Annotated in this window: 11 protein-coding genes, 1 pseudogene and 1 riboswitch; of the genes and pseudogenes, 7 read left to right on the plus strand and 5 right to left on the minus strand. The window is 63.2% G+C overall.

Annotated features, from left to right (window positions below; translation table 11 throughout):
• Positions 1-124: 124 nt before the first annotated feature.
• From ACE3TY_RS15975 to ACE3TY_RS15995, 5 genes and pseudogenes are all read right to left on the minus strand, one after another.
• The gene (locus ACE3TY_RS15975) at positions 125-958 is read right to left on the minus strand and encodes a division plane positioning ATPase MipZ (protein WP_374654728.1); all 834 of its coding nucleotides are present in this window, start codon (positions 956-958) and stop codon (positions 125-127) included.
• A gap of 1 nt (position 959) precedes the next feature.
• Positions 960-3,026: a molybdopterin-dependent oxidoreductase gene (locus ACE3TY_RS15980; RefSeq protein ID WP_374654730.1), complete on the minus strand. Its 2,067-nt coding sequence runs from the start codon at positions 3,024-3,026 to the stop codon at positions 960-962.
• Positions 3,027-3,142: 116 nt separating this feature from the next.
• Positions 3,143-3,832 carry a DUF1028 domain-containing protein gene (locus tag ACE3TY_RS15985; RefSeq protein ID WP_374654732.1) on the minus strand — a complete coding sequence of 230 codons (690 nt, stop codon included), beginning with the start codon at positions 3,830-3,832 and terminating at the stop codon, positions 3,143-3,145.
• A gap of 140 nt (positions 3,833-3,972) precedes the next feature.
• Positions 3,973-4,371: pseudogene (locus tag ACE3TY_RS15990) on the minus strand (RidA family protein); the annotation flags it as partial.
• A gap of 3 nt (positions 4,372-4,374) precedes the next feature.
• Positions 4,375-5,841 (minus strand): 4-hydroxyphenylacetate 3-hydroxylase family protein, encoded by a 1,467-nt coding sequence (locus tag ACE3TY_RS15995; RefSeq protein WP_374654734.1) that lies wholly within the window; start codon positions 5,839-5,841, stop codon positions 4,375-4,377.
• A 114-nt stretch (positions 5,842-5,955) separates the two neighbouring features.
• Between ACE3TY_RS15995 and ACE3TY_RS16000 the strand changes: the two genes are divergently transcribed.
• From ACE3TY_RS16000 to ACE3TY_RS16030, 7 genes are all read left to right on the plus strand, one after another.
• Complete coding sequence (locus ACE3TY_RS16000) at positions 5,956-6,855, plus strand: LysR family transcriptional regulator (RefSeq protein ID WP_374654736.1); 900 nt, start codon at positions 5,956-5,958, stop codon at positions 6,853-6,855.
• A 408-nt stretch (positions 6,856-7,263) separates the two neighbouring features.
• Positions 7,264-8,736 carry an amino acid permease gene (locus tag ACE3TY_RS16005; RefSeq protein WP_374654738.1) on the plus strand — a complete coding sequence of 491 codons (1,473 nt, stop codon included), beginning with the start codon at positions 7,264-7,266 and terminating at the stop codon, positions 8,734-8,736.
• A 109-nt stretch (positions 8,737-8,845) separates the two neighbouring features.
• Positions 8,846-8,941, plus strand: a riboswitch (glycine riboswitch).
• A gap of 233 nt (positions 8,942-9,174) precedes the next feature.
• On the plus strand, positions 9,175-10,548 hold the full coding sequence (locus ACE3TY_RS16010) for a glutamine synthetase family protein (protein ID WP_374654740.1): 1,374 nt from the start codon (positions 9,175-9,177) through the stop codon (positions 10,546-10,548).
• A gap of 71 nt (positions 10,549-10,619) precedes the next feature.
• A complete protein-coding gene (locus tag ACE3TY_RS16015; protein ID WP_374654742.1) occupies positions 10,620-12,011 on the plus strand; it encodes an aldehyde dehydrogenase family protein in 1,392 nt (463 codons plus the stop codon).
• A gap of 263 nt (positions 12,012-12,274) precedes the next feature.
• On the plus strand, positions 12,275-13,630 hold the full coding sequence (locus ACE3TY_RS16020; protein ID WP_374654744.1) for an NAD(P)/FAD-dependent oxidoreductase: 1,356 nt from the start codon (positions 12,275-12,277) through the stop codon (positions 13,628-13,630).
• A complete protein-coding gene (locus ACE3TY_RS16025) occupies positions 13,627-14,844 on the plus strand; it encodes an NAD(P)/FAD-dependent oxidoreductase (protein WP_374654746.1) in 1,218 nt (405 codons plus the stop codon). The genes ACE3TY_RS16020 and ACE3TY_RS16025 overlap by 4 nt, the downstream gene beginning before the upstream one ends.
• A 9-nt stretch (positions 14,845-14,853) precedes the next feature.
• A complete protein-coding gene (locus ACE3TY_RS16030; RefSeq protein WP_374654748.1) occupies positions 14,854-16,284 on the plus strand; it encodes an FGGY family carbohydrate kinase in 1,431 nt (476 codons plus the stop codon).
• Positions 16,285-16,351 lie beyond the last annotated feature (67 nt).

Here is a 16,351-nt window from a genome sequence, read left to right on the forward strand (position 1 = left end):
CTGCCATGGCGCCCGAGCGGACATCAAGCCGGGGGCGCCGAAAAGTCGCGGATATTACCTAAACATCACGAGACGAACACAGAAGGCGGCGATTCGTGCCCCGGTGGTGTGACTTTCACGAAAACTAAACGGACGAGGAAGCATCGGCCTCGACCGGCAACAGATTGAGGGCTTCCAGCAGTTCGCGCACTTCCTGCCGCGCCGCCACATGGGACATGCGCCACTGCACCCCGGCATCCTTGCGCGATAGATCGAGCAAGGTGAGACCGCGCGGAAACAGTTCGCGGAAGATGACGCGCTCGGTGAAACCCGGCGCGATGCGGAAGCCAATGCGCTTGGCCAACTGTTCCAGCAATTTGCCGATGTCGCGTTTGTTGCGCGCGTCGAGACTGGAGAGGCGATTGCGCATCACGACCCAGTCGATCGGCTTGCCGCCGGCCATCGCCCGGCGTTTCCTCTGCTCCCATACCGTCTCGGCATAGACGCTGGGACGGCGGATGCTCGCCCCCTCATCCTCGATGCGGCCGAAAAGATCGAGGTCGAGGAAACTGTCATTCAAGGGCGAGATCAGCGTGTCGGCCCGGATATGCGCCGCCCGCGAGAGCGCGCTGTCGCTGCCCGGCGTGTCGATGACGATGAAGTCGTTGCCGGCAAGCTGCGCAATCGCTGCCGTCAGATTGGCCTCATCCTCGCGCGTCGCCGCGTCGCGGCTGTCGGCCTTGCTCTGATTGATCGGGATATGCTCCGGCATCGGCAATGGCGTCAGCATCGCTTCGGCCGTCTTGCGCCGGTTTTCCACATAGCGCGAGAGCGAGCCCTGGCGCGCGTCAAGGTCGATTGACCCCACGCGTTTGCCGGCCGCCAGCAACGCCACGATGAGGTGCATCGCCGTGGTCGACTTGCCCGATCCGCCCTTTTCATTGCCAAGGACGATGATATGCGGTCCCGATCTAGCCATTTCAGACTACCGGCCTGACCCAGACAGTCGTGTCGTGGAACACGGCACCGCCGTCGGGCTTGCCGGGCTCGTCGGAGACGAGCGCATTGACACCCAATCCGCCGTGGAAATCGGCATTCCCCCACAGGCTCTCGATCACCACGGTCCCCGGCAGCAGGCCATCGAAGAATTTCGCATGCAATCCGATGACGGCCTGCTTGTTGCCGACATCGACCGCGCCGCCATCGGCGATGCGGTGGCGCGACGCGTCCTGCGGATGGATCAGCAAGGTCGGCCGCCCTTCCCTGGCCCGCGACGTCGGGGTCGGGGTGAAGGTCGAGTTGAGGAATTGCCGCGCCGGCGCCGTCACCAGGCGCAATGGCTGTTCGTCCGTAACCCTATCGTTGAGCGGGGCATAATCCGGCAGGGGCGGTAGGCCCTCGATATCGGGCCCGATCGCGGCCCAATCCGGCTTGAAGCGGAACTTCTTGTCGGGGTGACCGAAACCGTTGAGGAAATGCGTCGTTTCGAAATCGAGCACGCAATCCTTCCAATGCGCATCATAAAGGCTCTGTGCATCCGGATGGCCCGACAGTCTCAACGTTTCGTCGATGATCTCCCATTCGGTCATAGAGAAGCCCGGATGATGGCAGCCCAGGCGCTTGGCGAGTTCCGAAAGGACATAATGGTTCGACCGCGCCTCGCCCCATGGCTCGACCACCTTGCGCGTCGCCTGCAAATGGGTGTGGCCGCTCGCCCGGTAGATATCGTCATGCTCCAGGAATGTCGTGGCCGGCAGCACGATATCGGCCATCGCCGCCGTTTCGGTCATGAACTGCTCATGCACCGCCACGAACAGATCGTCCCGCATGAAGCCCTGGCGCACGAGTTTCGAATTGGGGCAGACGTTCATGGGATTGGTATTCTGGATGATCATGGCCGTAACCGGCGGCCCGTCGCCGAGGTCCCGCTTGTCGCCAGTCAGCACGGCGCCAAGACGCGACTGATCGAGCTCACGGACGCGCGTATCCTTGAGATCGAGGCCCATGATGAGGCGGTTGTCGATATGATAGATTGCGCGGTTGGAATAATGGGCACCGCCGCCCTTCTCGGCCCAGGCGCCGGTGACGGTCGGCAGGCAGGAAACGGCATGAAGGCCGACCGCCCCGTTCCGGGTCCGGGAAAAGCCGTAACCGACCCGAATGAAGCTCTTTTTCGTACGGCCATATGCCCGCGCGAAGTCGCGAATGGTCTCCGCCGGGACGCCGGTGATGCCCTCCGCCCATTCAGGTGACCGATCGGCCACGTGGCGCTCCAACGCATCCGGTGCGTCGGCATGGCGGGCGAGATAATCGCGGTCGGCATGGCCTTCGGCGAACAGCACATGCATCACCGCGACGGCGAGCGCCGCATCGGTGCCCGGGCGCAGCATGAGGTGCTGATCCGCCACCTCCGCCGTGCCGGTGCGATAGGGGTCGACCACGATCAGCTTGGCGCCGCGCGCCTTCCTGGCGCGGGCGATATGGGTCATCACATTGACCTGCGTCGCCACCGGATTGCCGCCCCAGACGATGATGAGGTCGCTCTGGGCCAGTTCGCGCGTGTCGACGCCGCGCATGACACCGACGCCCGCCTGCCAGCCGGCATCGGCCAGCGACACGCAGATCGTGCTCTTCTGCCGCGAATATTTCTTTTCGTGCGTCAGGCGATAGATGCCGTCGCGCTGCACCAGGCCCATCGTGCCGGCATAGTAATAGGGAAAGACGGCTTCCGCGCCGTAGCGCTGCTCGGCGCGCTGGAACCGTTCGGCGATCTCGTCGAGCGCCTGCTCCCAGGTGATGGGCTGGAAGGCCGCGCGGCCAACACCCTTGGCCCCGACCCGGCGCAGCGGCACGTCGAGCCGGTCCGGGTGATGCTGCCGCTCGGCATAGCGCGCGACCTTGGCGCAGATGACACCGGCCGTATAGCTATTGTCCTTGGCGCCATGAATGCGCCCGATCCGGGTCGATGAAATGCGCTCGACTTCCAGCGCGCAGGTCGAAGGACAATCATGCGGGCAGGCCGAGTGTACGATGTCAAAAGGCGCCATAATTCAATGCCATGGAATGCGTGCGGCGCAGCCGCCGCGGTCGGTCGGCACTCTAGCGCTTGCGGCCAGGGCGGGCAATGTCGCCAGCGTCCCGGTTCAGCCTGCTTCGGCGGCCCCTATTTCTCGTCGCCCATGTCGCCGGGCACGCCATAGGAGGGCGCTGCATTGGGATCGAGGGCGCGGGTGATATAGGCGTCCATCTGCGGCTGGTAATCCTCCCACAGGCGTTTCAGGCGCACGATGGGGTTGTCATCGCTCCAATCGATGCGGAGATCCACCAATGGCCAGCTCTGTTCATGGACAACGAGGAGCCCTGCCGAATGGACCGGACCCATTTCGCCGCCGGCGACGATGCCGGCTTCCAAGCCGAGCAGCAGGCGGTCGGCCAGATGCCGGCCTTTCGATTGCGCGAAGACCTTGGCCATTACGGCGGGAACGTCCGGGTTTTGCAGCAGGTTGCCGGCGCCGACGCAATCCTCGCCCGGCGCCACATTGTTGGTGCCCAGCGTCTTGGCGCCGGACCAGAAGGCGGTACGCCCCTTGGCATCGATCATCGTGACCTGGCGATGCTCCGGCGAATGGGCCTTGGCCATCAGCGCGTTCATCGCCTCGGGCGCGCTCATGCCTTTTTCCAGGAGGTCGAGTCCCTGATTGCCGAGCCGCGGGTCGGTCACGTTCTGCGTCGCCACCGCGCCCACGCCGGCCCTGGCCCAGGGACAGCGCGACGCCACGGCGATCGAGGAGGTGGTGATCGCCACACCGAACATACCGGTTTCGGCGCAGCGGCCGACAAGCGAGAAGGTCATGGAAGGCCCGATCCTTATTTCTTGCGGGCCGCCCTCTTCTTTGCCGTCTTCTTGGCGCGGTCCGCCTTGTCGGCGGTGTCCTTCCATTGCAAGGCAGCGGGCGGCTCCGGAATATTCTTCATACGACTTTCCGGGATCACCGCATAGGCGTCGATTTCCATGACCCATTCCGGGCGCGCCAACCCTTGCACGACCAACCCGGTCGAAACCGGATAGACACCCTTCAGCCACTTGCCGACGACCTTATAGACCGCCTCGCGGTAGCGCGGGTCGGTGATATAGATGACGATCTTGCAGATGTCGGCGAGCTTGCCGCCCTGCTCTTCCAGGAGTTGGCGAACATTGCGCATGGCCTGTTCGGACTGGGCCGCCGCATCGCCGACGCCCACCGTCGATCCGTCCAGCGCCTGGCCGACCTGGCCACGCAGGAAGATGGTATTGCCGGCGCGGACCGACATCGAGAGGTCGTTGTCGAGGCTTTGTTCCGGGTAAGTCTTCTTGGTGTTGAACTTGCGCAAACGCACATGGCTGTAGGTCATGACTTATTTCTTCTTCCACTGGTCGAGGACACGGTCTGAGAGACCCGCGCAATCCTTTACATAAGAGAGCGCGTTGCTCATATCGAAATTCATATAGACGGCATTGAGATGCGCAAAGGGCGGCGACTGAGCGAAAAGCTCGAACGTCACCATATGCCCGGCACGGTCGGAATTGAGCAGATCGCGCGCAAAGGCCAGCAGCTTGCGCCTGTCCTCGGCCTGCCAGAACTCATTGACGGAATAGTATTTCTCCATCCAATCCTTGATTTCCGGATGGTCGAAGGTGGCCTTGTCCGGGGTGACGCAGATCTGGCCGCCGCAGAGTTCGCGTGCCAGGTGCATCATCGCCGGCAATTGCGAGATCGCGACATAGCGCCCCGTATAAAGCAGCGACTGGTTCGGCATGAGGAGACCGCCCGGGCTCTTCTGCGCCGTGGCGATCGCCGCTGTGAGATGCGCGTTTATGGTCTCGCGGTACTGCATCAAAAGCGCCAGCTTCTCGCGCACCGCCTGCTGGGCATCGAGGCCGGTCTGCTTGGCGTTGAACGCCGCGGCCCCCAGCAGCATGTCGGCGATATAGAGAACCCGCAGAACGAAGGGATAGGCGCTGTAGCGGTGCAGCGTGCCGCGAATGAAGGCCGCCGCCCGCGTGTGGCGATAGAACAGCACGTTTTCCCACGGAATCAGCACATCGTCGAAGACCAGCAAGGTATCCACCTCGTCGGCGCGGTTGGAAAGCGGATAGTCGTCCGCCGCGGCACGGCCGGTAAAGCCCGTGCGGCAGATATGCTTGAGGCCCGGCGAACCCATATCGCAGATGAAGCCCAGGGCGTAATCGCTGAGCTTGTCGTCGCCCCAGTTGGCGATCGTCGGCTTCACAAATGCCTGGTTGGCATAGGCCGCAGCCGTCTCGTATTTGGCGCCGCGCACGATGATGCCCTTGTCGGTTTCCTTGACCAGGTGCAGCAGCATGTCCGGATCCTGGTCCTGCGGCCGCTTCGAGCGATCGCCCTTGGGATCGGTATTGGCCGAGACATGGAAAGTGTCGGAGGTCAGCACGTGCTGGATATGATTCTCGATATTCTTCGAGAATTGCGGATCGACCTCGTTGAGAATGTCGCGCCCGTCATAGAGCGACCACATCTCGCCCACCGTCTCGTCGCCGATGCGGACTGCATAACCCTTGATGTCGCGCATTACCGTGTCGATCGCCTGGCGCTTGGCATGCCAGTCTTCCTGGTTGTGCGGCAGCTTGTAGCCGATGCAGTTCTCCTGCCCCGTCTTCTCGTCGCGATAGGCCATGACAGGCTTGGTCCTGGCCTCGTGCGCCATGTCGTAGATGCGGGCCCGGATATCGACGATCGGCTTGAAGGCGGGATGCGCGGTGACATCCTTCACCTTTTCGCCGTTGATCCAGATCTGGCGGCCGTCTTTCAGGCTGTCGCGGTATTGGGCACCGGTCCGCAGCATCGGTAGGTCACTCCCCGTTTTTATTATTGGCATGCGTTCAATTCGCAACATCTTGCTCGCAACACCCGGCAATGAGAAAATATTTTTATCTTTCGAATTGGATCGGATTTATCAATGCCGTTTACCCTGAAGCAATTGCGTTATTTCGTGGCGACCGCCGAAACCGGCTCGGTTACGCTGGCGGCGCAGCGGGTCAACATCTCGCAGCCATCGGTCTCCGCCGCCATTGCCGAACTTGAGTCGCGCTTCGGTGTCGACCTTTTCGTCCGGCACCACGCCCAAGGTCTTACCCTCACCGCGGCCGGCCGCGAACTTCTGACCGATGCGAAAAGCCTGCTCGACCATGCCGACGATGTCCGATTGGGGGCCATGGGCCTGGGCCAGGAGGTGGCGGGCGAGCTGCATATCGGCTGCTTCCAGACCGTGGCGCCCCTGGTGCTGCCGCGCCTCATCGGTGCGCTGGCCGCAAGCCATCCGGAAATCGGCGTGAAACTGCACGAACATCACGTGCAGGGCGTCCTCGACGGCTTGCGCGCCGGTGAGTTCGAATTCGCCCTTACCTACGATCTCGGCCTCGACGACGATATCGAGTTCGACGCGCTGACAGAGGTGCCGCTCCATAGCATTCTCGCCAAGGATCATCCGCTTGCCAGACGCCGCAGCGCCGCCATCGCCGACCTCATCGCCTATCCGATGATATTGCTGGGCCTGCCCCACAGCCGCGACTATTTCCTCTCGATCATCTATGGTCTGGGCCTGCAGCCGCGCGTGGCTTACGAAACGCCGAGCTTCGAGATGGTGCGCGGCCTCGTCGCCAATTCCGACGCCTTCTCGATCATGCATTCCCGGCCCTTGAGCGACTGGTCGCTCGATGGACGGCGCCTCGTCTTCCTGCCGATCGAGGAAAAGCTGCGTCCGACCCGCCTCGGCCTTGCACGACTGAAAAAGCTGCGTCCGACCAAACGAGCCCTCGCCTTCACGGAACTCTGCCGACGGCACTTCGCGGCGCATTAGCGATCGTCGCACCCGGTTTGCCCCGGTTCGCTCCCGGGGCGCCGGCGAGGGCCAGAACTGGTAGCCGCGCGCAGCCCGAACGCATCATTTTGCGCAATCGGTCAACTTCGCAGATGCAAAACGCGTATCGCATCACATTGAATCCCCAGCAAAAGTTAACGCCATCTTTACTTTTTTTTAATGCCGCGCATACTTTCGCCCATCCGATTGGCGGGAAATCGACCGACTGAGTCGAAAGGGGTCTCATTCATTCGAGTGGGGTCGGGTCCGTGCAGAGCCAACGGCGGGGATTTGCCGCTGCACTGGGCCGCAAACTGAGGGGGTTTCTAAATGTCTGTACCGAGTCATCATGACGAGGACGTAAAAGTCCTCCATAGCATGGGGTATTCCCAGGAGTTGTCCCGCCGCATGGGCGGGTTCCAGAACTTCGCCATCTCGTTCTCGATCATCTGCATTCTCGCCGGCGGTATCGGCGCTTACGGCGTCGCGTTCGGCGCCGGCGGCGGCGGCTCGGTCGGTATCGGCTGGCTGGTCGGTTCTTTCTTTGCACTCGTCGTTGCTGCGGCGATGGGCCAGATTGCTTCCGCCTATCCGACCGCGGGCGGCCTCTATCACTGGGGTTCGATCCTCGGCGGCAAGGGCTGGGGCTGGGCCACGGCATGGATCAATCTCCTTGGCCTGCTCTTCGTCGTCTCCTCGGTGAACTATGGTGTCTATCTGCTGCTGCGCGACCTCGTTCTGGTCGGCATCTTCGGTATGGATCCCGAGAGCTTCACCGGCACCCATTTGGTCATCGCGGTGGTTCTCATCACGCTGACGCAGGCTTATCTGAACTACGCCGGCATCAAGGTGACCACGATCCTCACCGATTTCTCAGGCTATCTCATCCTGGGTACGGCGGTGATCCTGATCGCGGGCTTCCTGTTCGGCTCGTCAGTGCCGCTCGACTTCTCGCGCATCGTCACCTTCACCAACAATACCGGTGAGCCTGGCGCCAACATGTGGCCACAGACGGGCAGCCTGTTCTTTGCCTTCGTCCTCGGCCTGCTGCACGTCTGCTACACCATCACCGGTTTCGACGCTTCCGCACATACCTCGGAAGAGACCCGTGATGCGCAGCGCGCCGTGCCGCGCGGCATGCTGACGTCGGTGTTCTGGTCGGCGGTGTTCGGTTGGCTCCTCGTTGTCGCCGTGCTGCTCGCCATGCCCGACACCGCGGAAGCTGCCAAGCAGGGTTGGTCGGTGTTCTACTGGACGCTCGATTCGACCAGCCTGCCGTCCTGGCTGAAGAGCCTTCTCGGCGTCGCGATCGTTATTGCGAACTACCTGTGCGCTCTGGCCGGCATGACCTCGCTTTCGCGCATGATCTACGCGTTCGCGCGCGACGGCGGCATTCCGGGCGCATCGAAGTTCCTGCGCCAGGTCAGCCCGAAACACCGCACTCCCGGTGCGGCGATCTGGGTTGGTGCCGCGCTCTGCATCGTACTCGGCTTGCTCGCCGGCAACAACGAAAAGGCCTACATCATCCTGGCATCTGGCTGCGCGGTGTTCCTTTACGTCTCCTACATCATGCCGATCGGCGCGGGCCTCTTCGCCGAAGGTAAGAGCTGGACGAAGAAGGGTCCCTTCAGCCTCGGCGTCTGGTCGAAGCCGATTGCCGTCGTCGCCATTATTGGCGGCGCCATCCTCGCCTTCGTCGGCTTCCAGGAGCCATATCAGCTCGTCGGCTACTTCCTTGCAGGAACCGTCGCCGCGCTGATCGTGATCTGGTTTACCTTTGAGAAGAGCCGGTTTCCTGGCCCGCCGCTCACCGAAGCGGACGTCAAGGCCCGTCAGGCCGAGATTGCTCGGGAAGAAGCGGCGCTGGGTGGCGCTGGCTGATCCCACAGCAAATCAACAAATCACCTGGGGAGGCAGTGCAAACTGCCTCCCTTTTTCTTTTTATGGCTTGACCTTTCCGAGGCTCAATCACACACTCCGCCCGCAAAATCCTCCGACCTCGGGAGAGATCGGTATGTTCGCGCGTACCGGCGCCGAAGGAGCAACCGCCCCCGGAAACTCTCAGGCAAAAGGACCAGGTCGGAACCGACATCTCTGGAAAGCAGGCGGCGGACGTCGTCGCCTCACCGACGGAGTAAACTGGAAACCTTCCAGTGAATCTCTCAGGTCTCAAGGACAGAGGGGGGCTCGCCGGCGACTGTGAGGCCGGCCGCACCAAGCCGACGTCGGGGAGCCGCTGACCTCAGCCAAGACATCGTTGCCGCCTCATCACGCGCGGCCTAAATTCCAATTCATCGATCGAACAGGGGGTTCACAAAAATGCCGTTGAAACCGGAACAGGTTAAAACCATCGCTCAGGCCAAGAAGATCGTCGAGGAACGCGGTCTCACGCATATCAAGGTCGGCGTCTTCGATGGCGACGCCATCCTGCGCGGCAAATACATGTCGAAGGCCAAGTTCTTTTCGGCGCTCGAAGGTGGCTTCGGCTTCTGCGACGTGGTGCTCGGCTGGGACAATCAGGACCAGCTCATCGACGGCCTCGACTATACCGGCTGGCACACGGCCTATCCCGACGCCTGGGCGCGCATCATCCCCGAGACCTGCCGCGACCTGCCCATGGAAGATAACGGCCTCTTCTTCCTCTCCGAATTCGTCAACAAGGCCGAAGAGATCTGCGCGCGCGGTACGTTGCGCCGCGTCCTCGACAGGGCCGCCAAGATGGGCTTCGACGTCTATTCGGCGCTCGAGTTCGAATTCTTCATGTTCGACGAAACGCCGGAAAGCATCCGCGAGAAGAACTACAAGAACCTGACGCCGATGACCCCCGGCTGGTTCGGCTATTCGGTCATCCGCAACTCGGTCTGGTCCGAACTCTATCAGGACATTCTCGACATGTGCGAAAAGATGCGCATGCCGATCGAGGGCCTGCACACCGAAACCGGCCCCGGCGTGCTCGAAGCAGCGCTCGGCGTCACCTCGGCGCTTGAAGCCGCCGATCGCGGCGCCCTCTTCAAGACCTTCATGAAGGTGCTGGCGCAGCGCCGTGGCCTGATGGCGACCTTCATGGCGAAATGGTCGAACTCCTATCCCGGCCAGTCCGGCCACATCCACATTTCCTTGAAGGGCAAGGATGGCAAGGCGGTCTTCCACGACCCGAAGAAGCCGCACAACATTTCCGACAAGATGCGCTGGTTCATCGGCGGTCAGCAGACCTTGATGCCGGAAGTTCTGGGCATGGTCTCGCCGACCGTGAACTCCTATTCGCGCCTCATCCCCGGTTTCTGGGCGCCGACCAACGCCACCTGGGGCGTCGAGAACCGCACTTGCGCGCTCCGCGTCATTCCGGGCTCGGAGAAATCGCAGCGCGTCGAATACCGCATCGCCGCCGCCGATTGTAACCCCTATCTGGCGCTGGCCGCCGCGATCGGTTCCGGCCTCTACGGCATCGAAAACAAGATTGAGCCGCAACCCGCCATCGTCGGCAATTCCTACGAGATGAAGCACCCGGCCAAGCTCGATCTGCCGCAGACCCTGTGGGAAGCCGCCCAGCGCCTGCGCAAGTCGAAGGCCGCGCGCGAATTGTTCGGCGATGCCTTCGTCGAACATCATGCCGGCACGCGTGAGCATGAGGAGCGCGAGTTCCGCAAGCACATCACCGATTGGGAACTCGCCCGCTACTTCGAAATCATCTGATCGACCAAACAATGCCTGCCTCGTTCACCGAGGCAGGCGCTTTTCTTTCGTTCAACACCCTGAGGTTACCCATGGCCGCCATGCAGAAGACCATCACGCCGATCGACAGCACCGTTTATGTCGAACGCCCCTACAACAGTCCGGCGGAAATCGCGGCCACGTTGCAGAATGCCGCCAAGGCGCAGAAGGAATGGCGCAAGGTTTCGATTGCCGAGCGCGCCAGGATCCTCAATAAGGCCGTCGACGAATTCCTCAAAGGCAAGGATAAACACGCCGAGGAGATCACCCGCCAGATGGGCCGGCCAATCTCGCAAAGCCCGTTCGAAATGCGCGGCTTCGAAGAGCGCGCCCGCTTCATGATCAACCTGGCGCCCGAAGCGCTGGCCGATGTCAGCTTCACCGACAAGCCGGGCTTCACCCGCGTCCTCCATCGCGAGCCGCTGGGCGTCGTCTTCATCGTGGCGCCCTGGAACTACCCCTATCTCACCTCGGTCAACGGCGTCGTCCCGGCGCTGATGGCTGGCAATGCCGTGATCCTCAAGCACTCCGCCCAGACACCGCTTTGCGCCGAGGATTTCCAGGCCGCCTTCGACGCCGCCGGCCTGCCCAAGGGTCTGTTCCAGCATCTCGTTCTCACCCATGACGACACCGCCAAGGTCATCGCCGCACCCGAAGTCGCCTATTGCAACTTCACCGGCTCGGTCGCCGGCGGGCATGCCGTGCAGCAGGCGGCGCTCGGCAAGTTCATGGGCCTGGGACTTGAGCTCGGCGGCAAGGACCCGGCCTATGTCCGCGCCGATGCCAACCTCCAGCATGCCGTCGAGAACCTGGTCGATGGCGCCATGTTCAATTCCGGCCAGTGCTGCTGCGCCATCGAGCGCATCTATGTGCATGAAAGCCTTTACGACAAGTTCGTCGACGGCTTTGTCGACCTCACCAAGAAGTACAAGCTCGGCAACCCGCTGGACACGGCCACCAATCTCGGGCCGATGGTCCGCACCTCGGCCGCCGAATTCGTACGCGGCCAGGTGGCCGATGCGGTGAAACATGGTGCCAAGGCTCTCATCGACACCAAGCTGTTTGCTGCCGACAAGCCGGGGACGCCCTATGTGGCCCCGCAGGTTCTGGTCGATGTCGACCATTCCATGTCGGTGATGTCGGAAGAAAGCTTCGGCCCGGTCATCGGCATCATGAAGGTGAAGAACGACGACGAAGCCGTGAAGCTGATGAACGACAGCCAGTACGGCCTCACGGCGGCCCTCTGGACCATGGACGAGAAGGCGGCCCGGCAGATCGGCAACGAGCTCGAGACCGGCACGGTCTACATGAACCGTTGCGATTATCTCGATCCGGCCCTGGCCTGGGTCGGTGTCAAGAATTCCGGCCGCGGCGCTACCCTGTCGCGCGTCGGCTACGAAATGTTGACCCGGCCGAAGTCGTTCCACTTCCGCACTCAGCTCTGAGGCAAGGGCCCCCACCCAACCCTCCCCCTGAAGGGAGAGGGCTTTCCGATCGAGTTCGCACCGTCACCTCGCTCCACCTCCCTCTCCCTTCAGAGGGAGGGTCGGGGTGGGGGGCATTGGGTGACGGGCCGCCGCGCGAAGAGCTAGACGCAGCGCCAACTCACCTCAGCATTTAAGGCAATTTGATTCACAAATCTCCCACCCGGAGCGCGTGATTTCTTTTCCTATCCGTGGCAAACTCCGCCCCAACAGGGGACGAGATTTTGACCGATACCAATCATGCCCAAGTGGTGATCGTTGGCGGTGGGGTGGTGGGTTGCGCCATTTTCCGCCGCCTGGCCATGGGCGGGCTGCGGCCCGTCCTGCTGGAGGCTGGCCGCGACATCCTGTCGGGCGCCTCCAAGGGCAATAGCGCCCTGCTCCATACGGGCTTCGACGCCCCGCACGGCTCGCTGGAGCTGTCCTGCATGCAGAAGGGCTACCGCGAATATCTCGAGATCCGCGAGAAGCTCAATCTGCCGCTGGTGAAGTCCGGTGCCGTGGTCGTTGCCTGGACCGAGGAAGAGCTGGCCAGACTGGACGGCATCGTCGCCAAGGCTCATGAAAACGCGGTCGGCGACGCCGTGCGCATCGATCGCGATCAGCTGCGTCGCCTGGAACCGCTCCTCTCGCCCAAGGCCCTGGGCGGCGTGCATGTACCGGGCGAACATATCGTCGATCCCTGGTCCGCCCCGCTCGCCTACATCCACCAGGGTCTCGCCCATGGCGGCATCGTGCTGCGCGATTGCCGCGTGACTGGCGGCCATTTCGACGGCGTCTGGCATCTCGAGACCAACCAGGGCGAAGTGACCGCCGATGCCGTCATCAATGCCGCCGGCAATCAGGGCGACATCGTCGAGGCGATCAACCGGCCGGCACCGTTCAAGATCACACCGCGCAAGGGCCAGTTCGTCGTTTTCGACAAACCTGCGGCCCGGCTCCTCAAGGCGATTATCCTGCCGGTGCCCACGGAACGGACCAAAGGCGTCGTCATCTGCCGCACCGCTTTCGGCAATGTGCTGGTCGGCCCCACAGCCGAGGATCAGGAAGACCGCGCCACGGCCGCCGTCGACCAGGCGGCGCTGCGCCAGCTCGTGCAGCGCGGCACCGAGATGCTGCCAGGTCTTGCCAATGTCGATGTGAGTGCTGTCTATGCGGGCCTCCGCCCGGCCACCGAGTTCAAGGATTACCAGATCACCGCCCAGCCCGACCGGCGCTGGATTACCGTGGCCGGCATCCGCTCCACCGGCCTCACCGGCGCTCTCGGCATTGCGCGGCATGTTGCCGGCCTTTATGGCGCGAGCTTCGGCCGCCTGGGCCAGGCCGAGCCGATCTGGACGCCGGTCCCCAATCTCTGCGAAGAAAATCCGCGCCCCTATCAGAATCCGCTGGGCCCCGAGATCGTCTGCCATTGCGAACTGGTGACGAAGGACGAAATTGAAACTGCCCTCGACGGCACCTTCCCGGCAGGCGATGTTGGCGGCCTCAAACGGCGCACCCGCGCCATGATGGGCCGCTGCCAGGGCTTCTATTGCTGCGCCCATGTCATGGCTCTTGCCGAAGGTAAGCTCATCCCATGAGAACGCACGAAGTCGTCATTCTCGGCGCCGGGCCAGCGGGCCTTTCCGCCGCCGCGGAGTTGAAACGCCTGGGCCACCGCGACATCGTCATCCTCGACCGCGAGCAACAAGGCGGCGGCATCCCCCGCCATTGCGGGCATACGGGCTATGGCCTGCTGCAATTCGGGCGGCTGATGACGGGTCCGGATTTTGCCAGGCGCCTGGTCGATACCGTCAGCGACCTCGATTTGCGGCTTGGCCACACGGCGCTGAAGCTGGAACCCAATGGCCGCATCCAGGTCACCGGTCCGAACGGACCCGAGACCTTGCAGGCCCAGAAGGTCCTGCTGGCCATGGGTGCCCGCGAGACACCGCGCAGTGCCCGCCTCGTTTCCGGCACCAGGCCTTGGGGCGTCATGAATACCGGCACCCTCCAGCAATTCGCCTATCTCCATGGCAAGGCCCCGTTCCAGCGGCCGATCGTTATCGGTTCCGAACTGGTGGCCTTCTCCACGCTGCTCACCCTCGGCCATGTCGGCGTCAAGGCCGTGGCGATGATCGAGGAACGCGAACGCATCACGGCCTGGCGCCCCGGCGATTGGGTGGCGCGCGTTGCCTTCGGCGTGCCGGTCATGACTGGGTGCAGCGAACTCACGATTCTCGGACAGGACCGGGTCGAAGGCCTGTCCTTCAAGCGCCACGGCAAGATGCGCGTGCTTGAGGGCGACGGCATCGTCCTCACCGGCCAGTTCCGCCCCGAGACGGCCCTGCTCACCCAGAGCCATCTCGAACTCGACCCCGGCACGCGCGGGCCCGTGATCGATCAGCTCTATCGCTGCACCGATCCAAGTTATTTTGCCGGCGGCAACCTGTTGCGCGGTGTCGAAACGGCGGGCCAATGCTACCGCGAAGGCAAGTCGGCGGCGCATGTGATTCACGCAGCCCTTGCCGACAAATTGCCGCCGCCGGTCCCCCCGATCCGGCTCGAAGCCGCCGGCACGCTCAGTTATGTCTATCCGCAGCGCCTTACCGGCCGCGGCCCTTACGATCCGCTCCTCTTCAAGGCCCGCGCCAGTGTCGCCACGAAGGGCACATTGCGCGTCCTTGCCGATGGCAGGGAAATCTGGTCGCGCCCGATCCGCGTCCTCCCCGAACGGCGCATCGCCTGGCGCGTGCCGGCGGTCGATCTCACGGGCGTACACCACCTCACCATCGACCTTTCCCCGCGCGAGTAATCGATCTCAATGTCCGATTTCGTCTTAGCCATCGATCAGGGCACGACCGGCACCAAGCTGCATCGCCTCCACACCGACGGACGCTTCCAGACGCTCGATGGGTTCGAACATCGCCAGATCCTGCCGGCGCCGGGGTGGGTCGAACACGATCCCGAGGAACTGATCGGCCATCTCAACGGCTGCATCGGCAATGTCGGCAATGCCAAGGCAATCGGTATCGCCAACCAGGGGGAAACGGTTGTCGCCTGGGACGCCAAGACGAAGCGCGCCATCCATAACGCCATCGTGTGGCAGGATGCCCGCACCAACGATGCCATCGCCGCGTTGAAGCAAGCTGGCCACGAAGAGACCACCCTGGCACGCGCCGGCCTGCCGCTCGATCCCTATTTCTCCGCCAGCAAACTGCGCTGGCTGCTGGATCATGTGGATACTGCCAGGCAGCTGCACAAGCAGGGCCGCCTGCGCCTGGGCACCAGCGACGCTTTCTTCCTGGACCGACTGACGGGAACCTTCGCCACCGACGTCAGCACCGCCTCCCGCACCAGCCTGATGAACCTCGAAACCCTGGCCTGGGATCCGATGCTGTGCGAACTCTTCGGCGTGCCGATGGAATGCCTGCCGGACATCCGCTCGACGGCCGATGATTTCGGCGCGGTGGGTAAAGTGCCGGTGACCGCCAATGTGGTGGACCAGCAGGCGGCCCTGTTCGGCCATGGCTGCCGACATGCGGGCGATGCCAAGATCACCTTCGGAACGGGCGCCTTCGCGCTGTGCGTGGTCGGCGCCAAGCCCCTGCGCGATGTCGGCAGCGGCCTGTTGCCAACCATCGCCTGGCGCCTGCGCGATGCCGCCCCTGCCTACGCCTTGGACGGCGGCGTCTACAACGCCGCTTCCGCGGTCAATTGGGCGCGCGGCCTGGGGCTCTTTGGCGACTATGCCGAGATCGACAGCTTCGCCGCCGCCAGCGCCATTTCGCGCGATATCGCTTTTGTGCCGGCCCTGAGCGGCCTGGGATGTCCCTATTGGGACCGTTCCGCCGCCGGCATGTGGCTGGGGCTCGGCCTGGACACAAGCAAGTCCGACATGATGCAGGCACTGCTCGAAGGCGTTGCCTTGCGTGCAGGCGAAGTGATTGCCGCCATGTCGCGCCTGCTGCCGATTGGCAACCGCATCTCGATCGACGGCGGCCTCGCCAAGAACAGCTATTTCGGCACCTTCGCGGCCGACGTGCTGAAGCGCAACATCATCATTCCGGCCAGCACCGAACTGACCGGCCTCGGCACGGCGCAATTGGCACTGATTGGCGCCGGCCTCGCCACCGTCGATACCCTGCCGCCTCCACCGGCTCCCAAGGCGCAACTCAATCCGCAGGGCAGAATCGCCGACGAACATCGCATGAAATTCCACACGGCCGTGGGCCGCAGCAGGAACTGGCGCTGAACAGGGTCTGCTTCGGGATCTCTCTCACTTCGCCGCAATCCAGTCCTGCTTTCGCCCTTCTCGCCGC

The organism is Dongia sp. (assembly GCF_041918875.1).
Taxonomy (GTDB): Bacteria; Pseudomonadota; Alphaproteobacteria; order Dongiales; family Dongiaceae; genus Dongia.

Excerpts from the sequence above, each read along its gene's own strand:
- ACE3TY_RS15975 (WP_374654728.1), bottom strand. The coding sequence starts at position 958 with ATGGCTAGATCGGGACCGCATATCATCGTCCTTGGCAATGAAAAGGGC.
- ACE3TY_RS15980 (WP_374654730.1), bottom strand. The coding sequence starts at position 3,026 with ATGGCGCCTTTTGACATCGTACACTCGGCCTGCCCGCATGATTGTCCT.
- ACE3TY_RS15985 (WP_374654732.1), bottom strand. The coding sequence starts at position 3,832 with ATGACCTTCTCGCTTGTCGGCCGCTGCGCCGAAACCGGTATGTTCGGT.
- ACE3TY_RS15995 (WP_374654734.1), bottom strand. The coding sequence starts at position 5,841 with ATGCTGCGGACCGGTGCCCAATACCGCGACAGCCTGAAAGACGGCCGC.
- ACE3TY_RS16000 (WP_374654736.1), top strand. The coding sequence starts at position 5,956 with ATGCCGTTTACCCTGAAGCAATTGCGTTATTTCGTGGCGACCGCCGAA.
- ACE3TY_RS16005 (WP_374654738.1), top strand. The coding sequence starts at position 7,264 with ATGGGCGGGTTCCAGAACTTCGCCATCTCGTTCTCGATCATCTGCATT.
- ACE3TY_RS16010 (WP_374654740.1), top strand. The coding sequence starts at position 9,175 with ATGCCGTTGAAACCGGAACAGGTTAAAACCATCGCTCAGGCCAAGAAG.
- ACE3TY_RS16015 (WP_374654742.1), top strand. The coding sequence starts at position 10,620 with ATGGCCGCCATGCAGAAGACCATCACGCCGATCGACAGCACCGTTTAT.
- ACE3TY_RS16025 (WP_374654746.1), top strand. The coding sequence starts at position 13,627 with ATGAGAACGCACGAAGTCGTCATTCTCGGCGCCGGGCCAGCGGGCCTT.
- ACE3TY_RS16030 (WP_374654748.1), top strand. The coding sequence starts at position 14,854 with ATGTCCGATTTCGTCTTAGCCATCGATCAGGGCACGACCGGCACCAAG.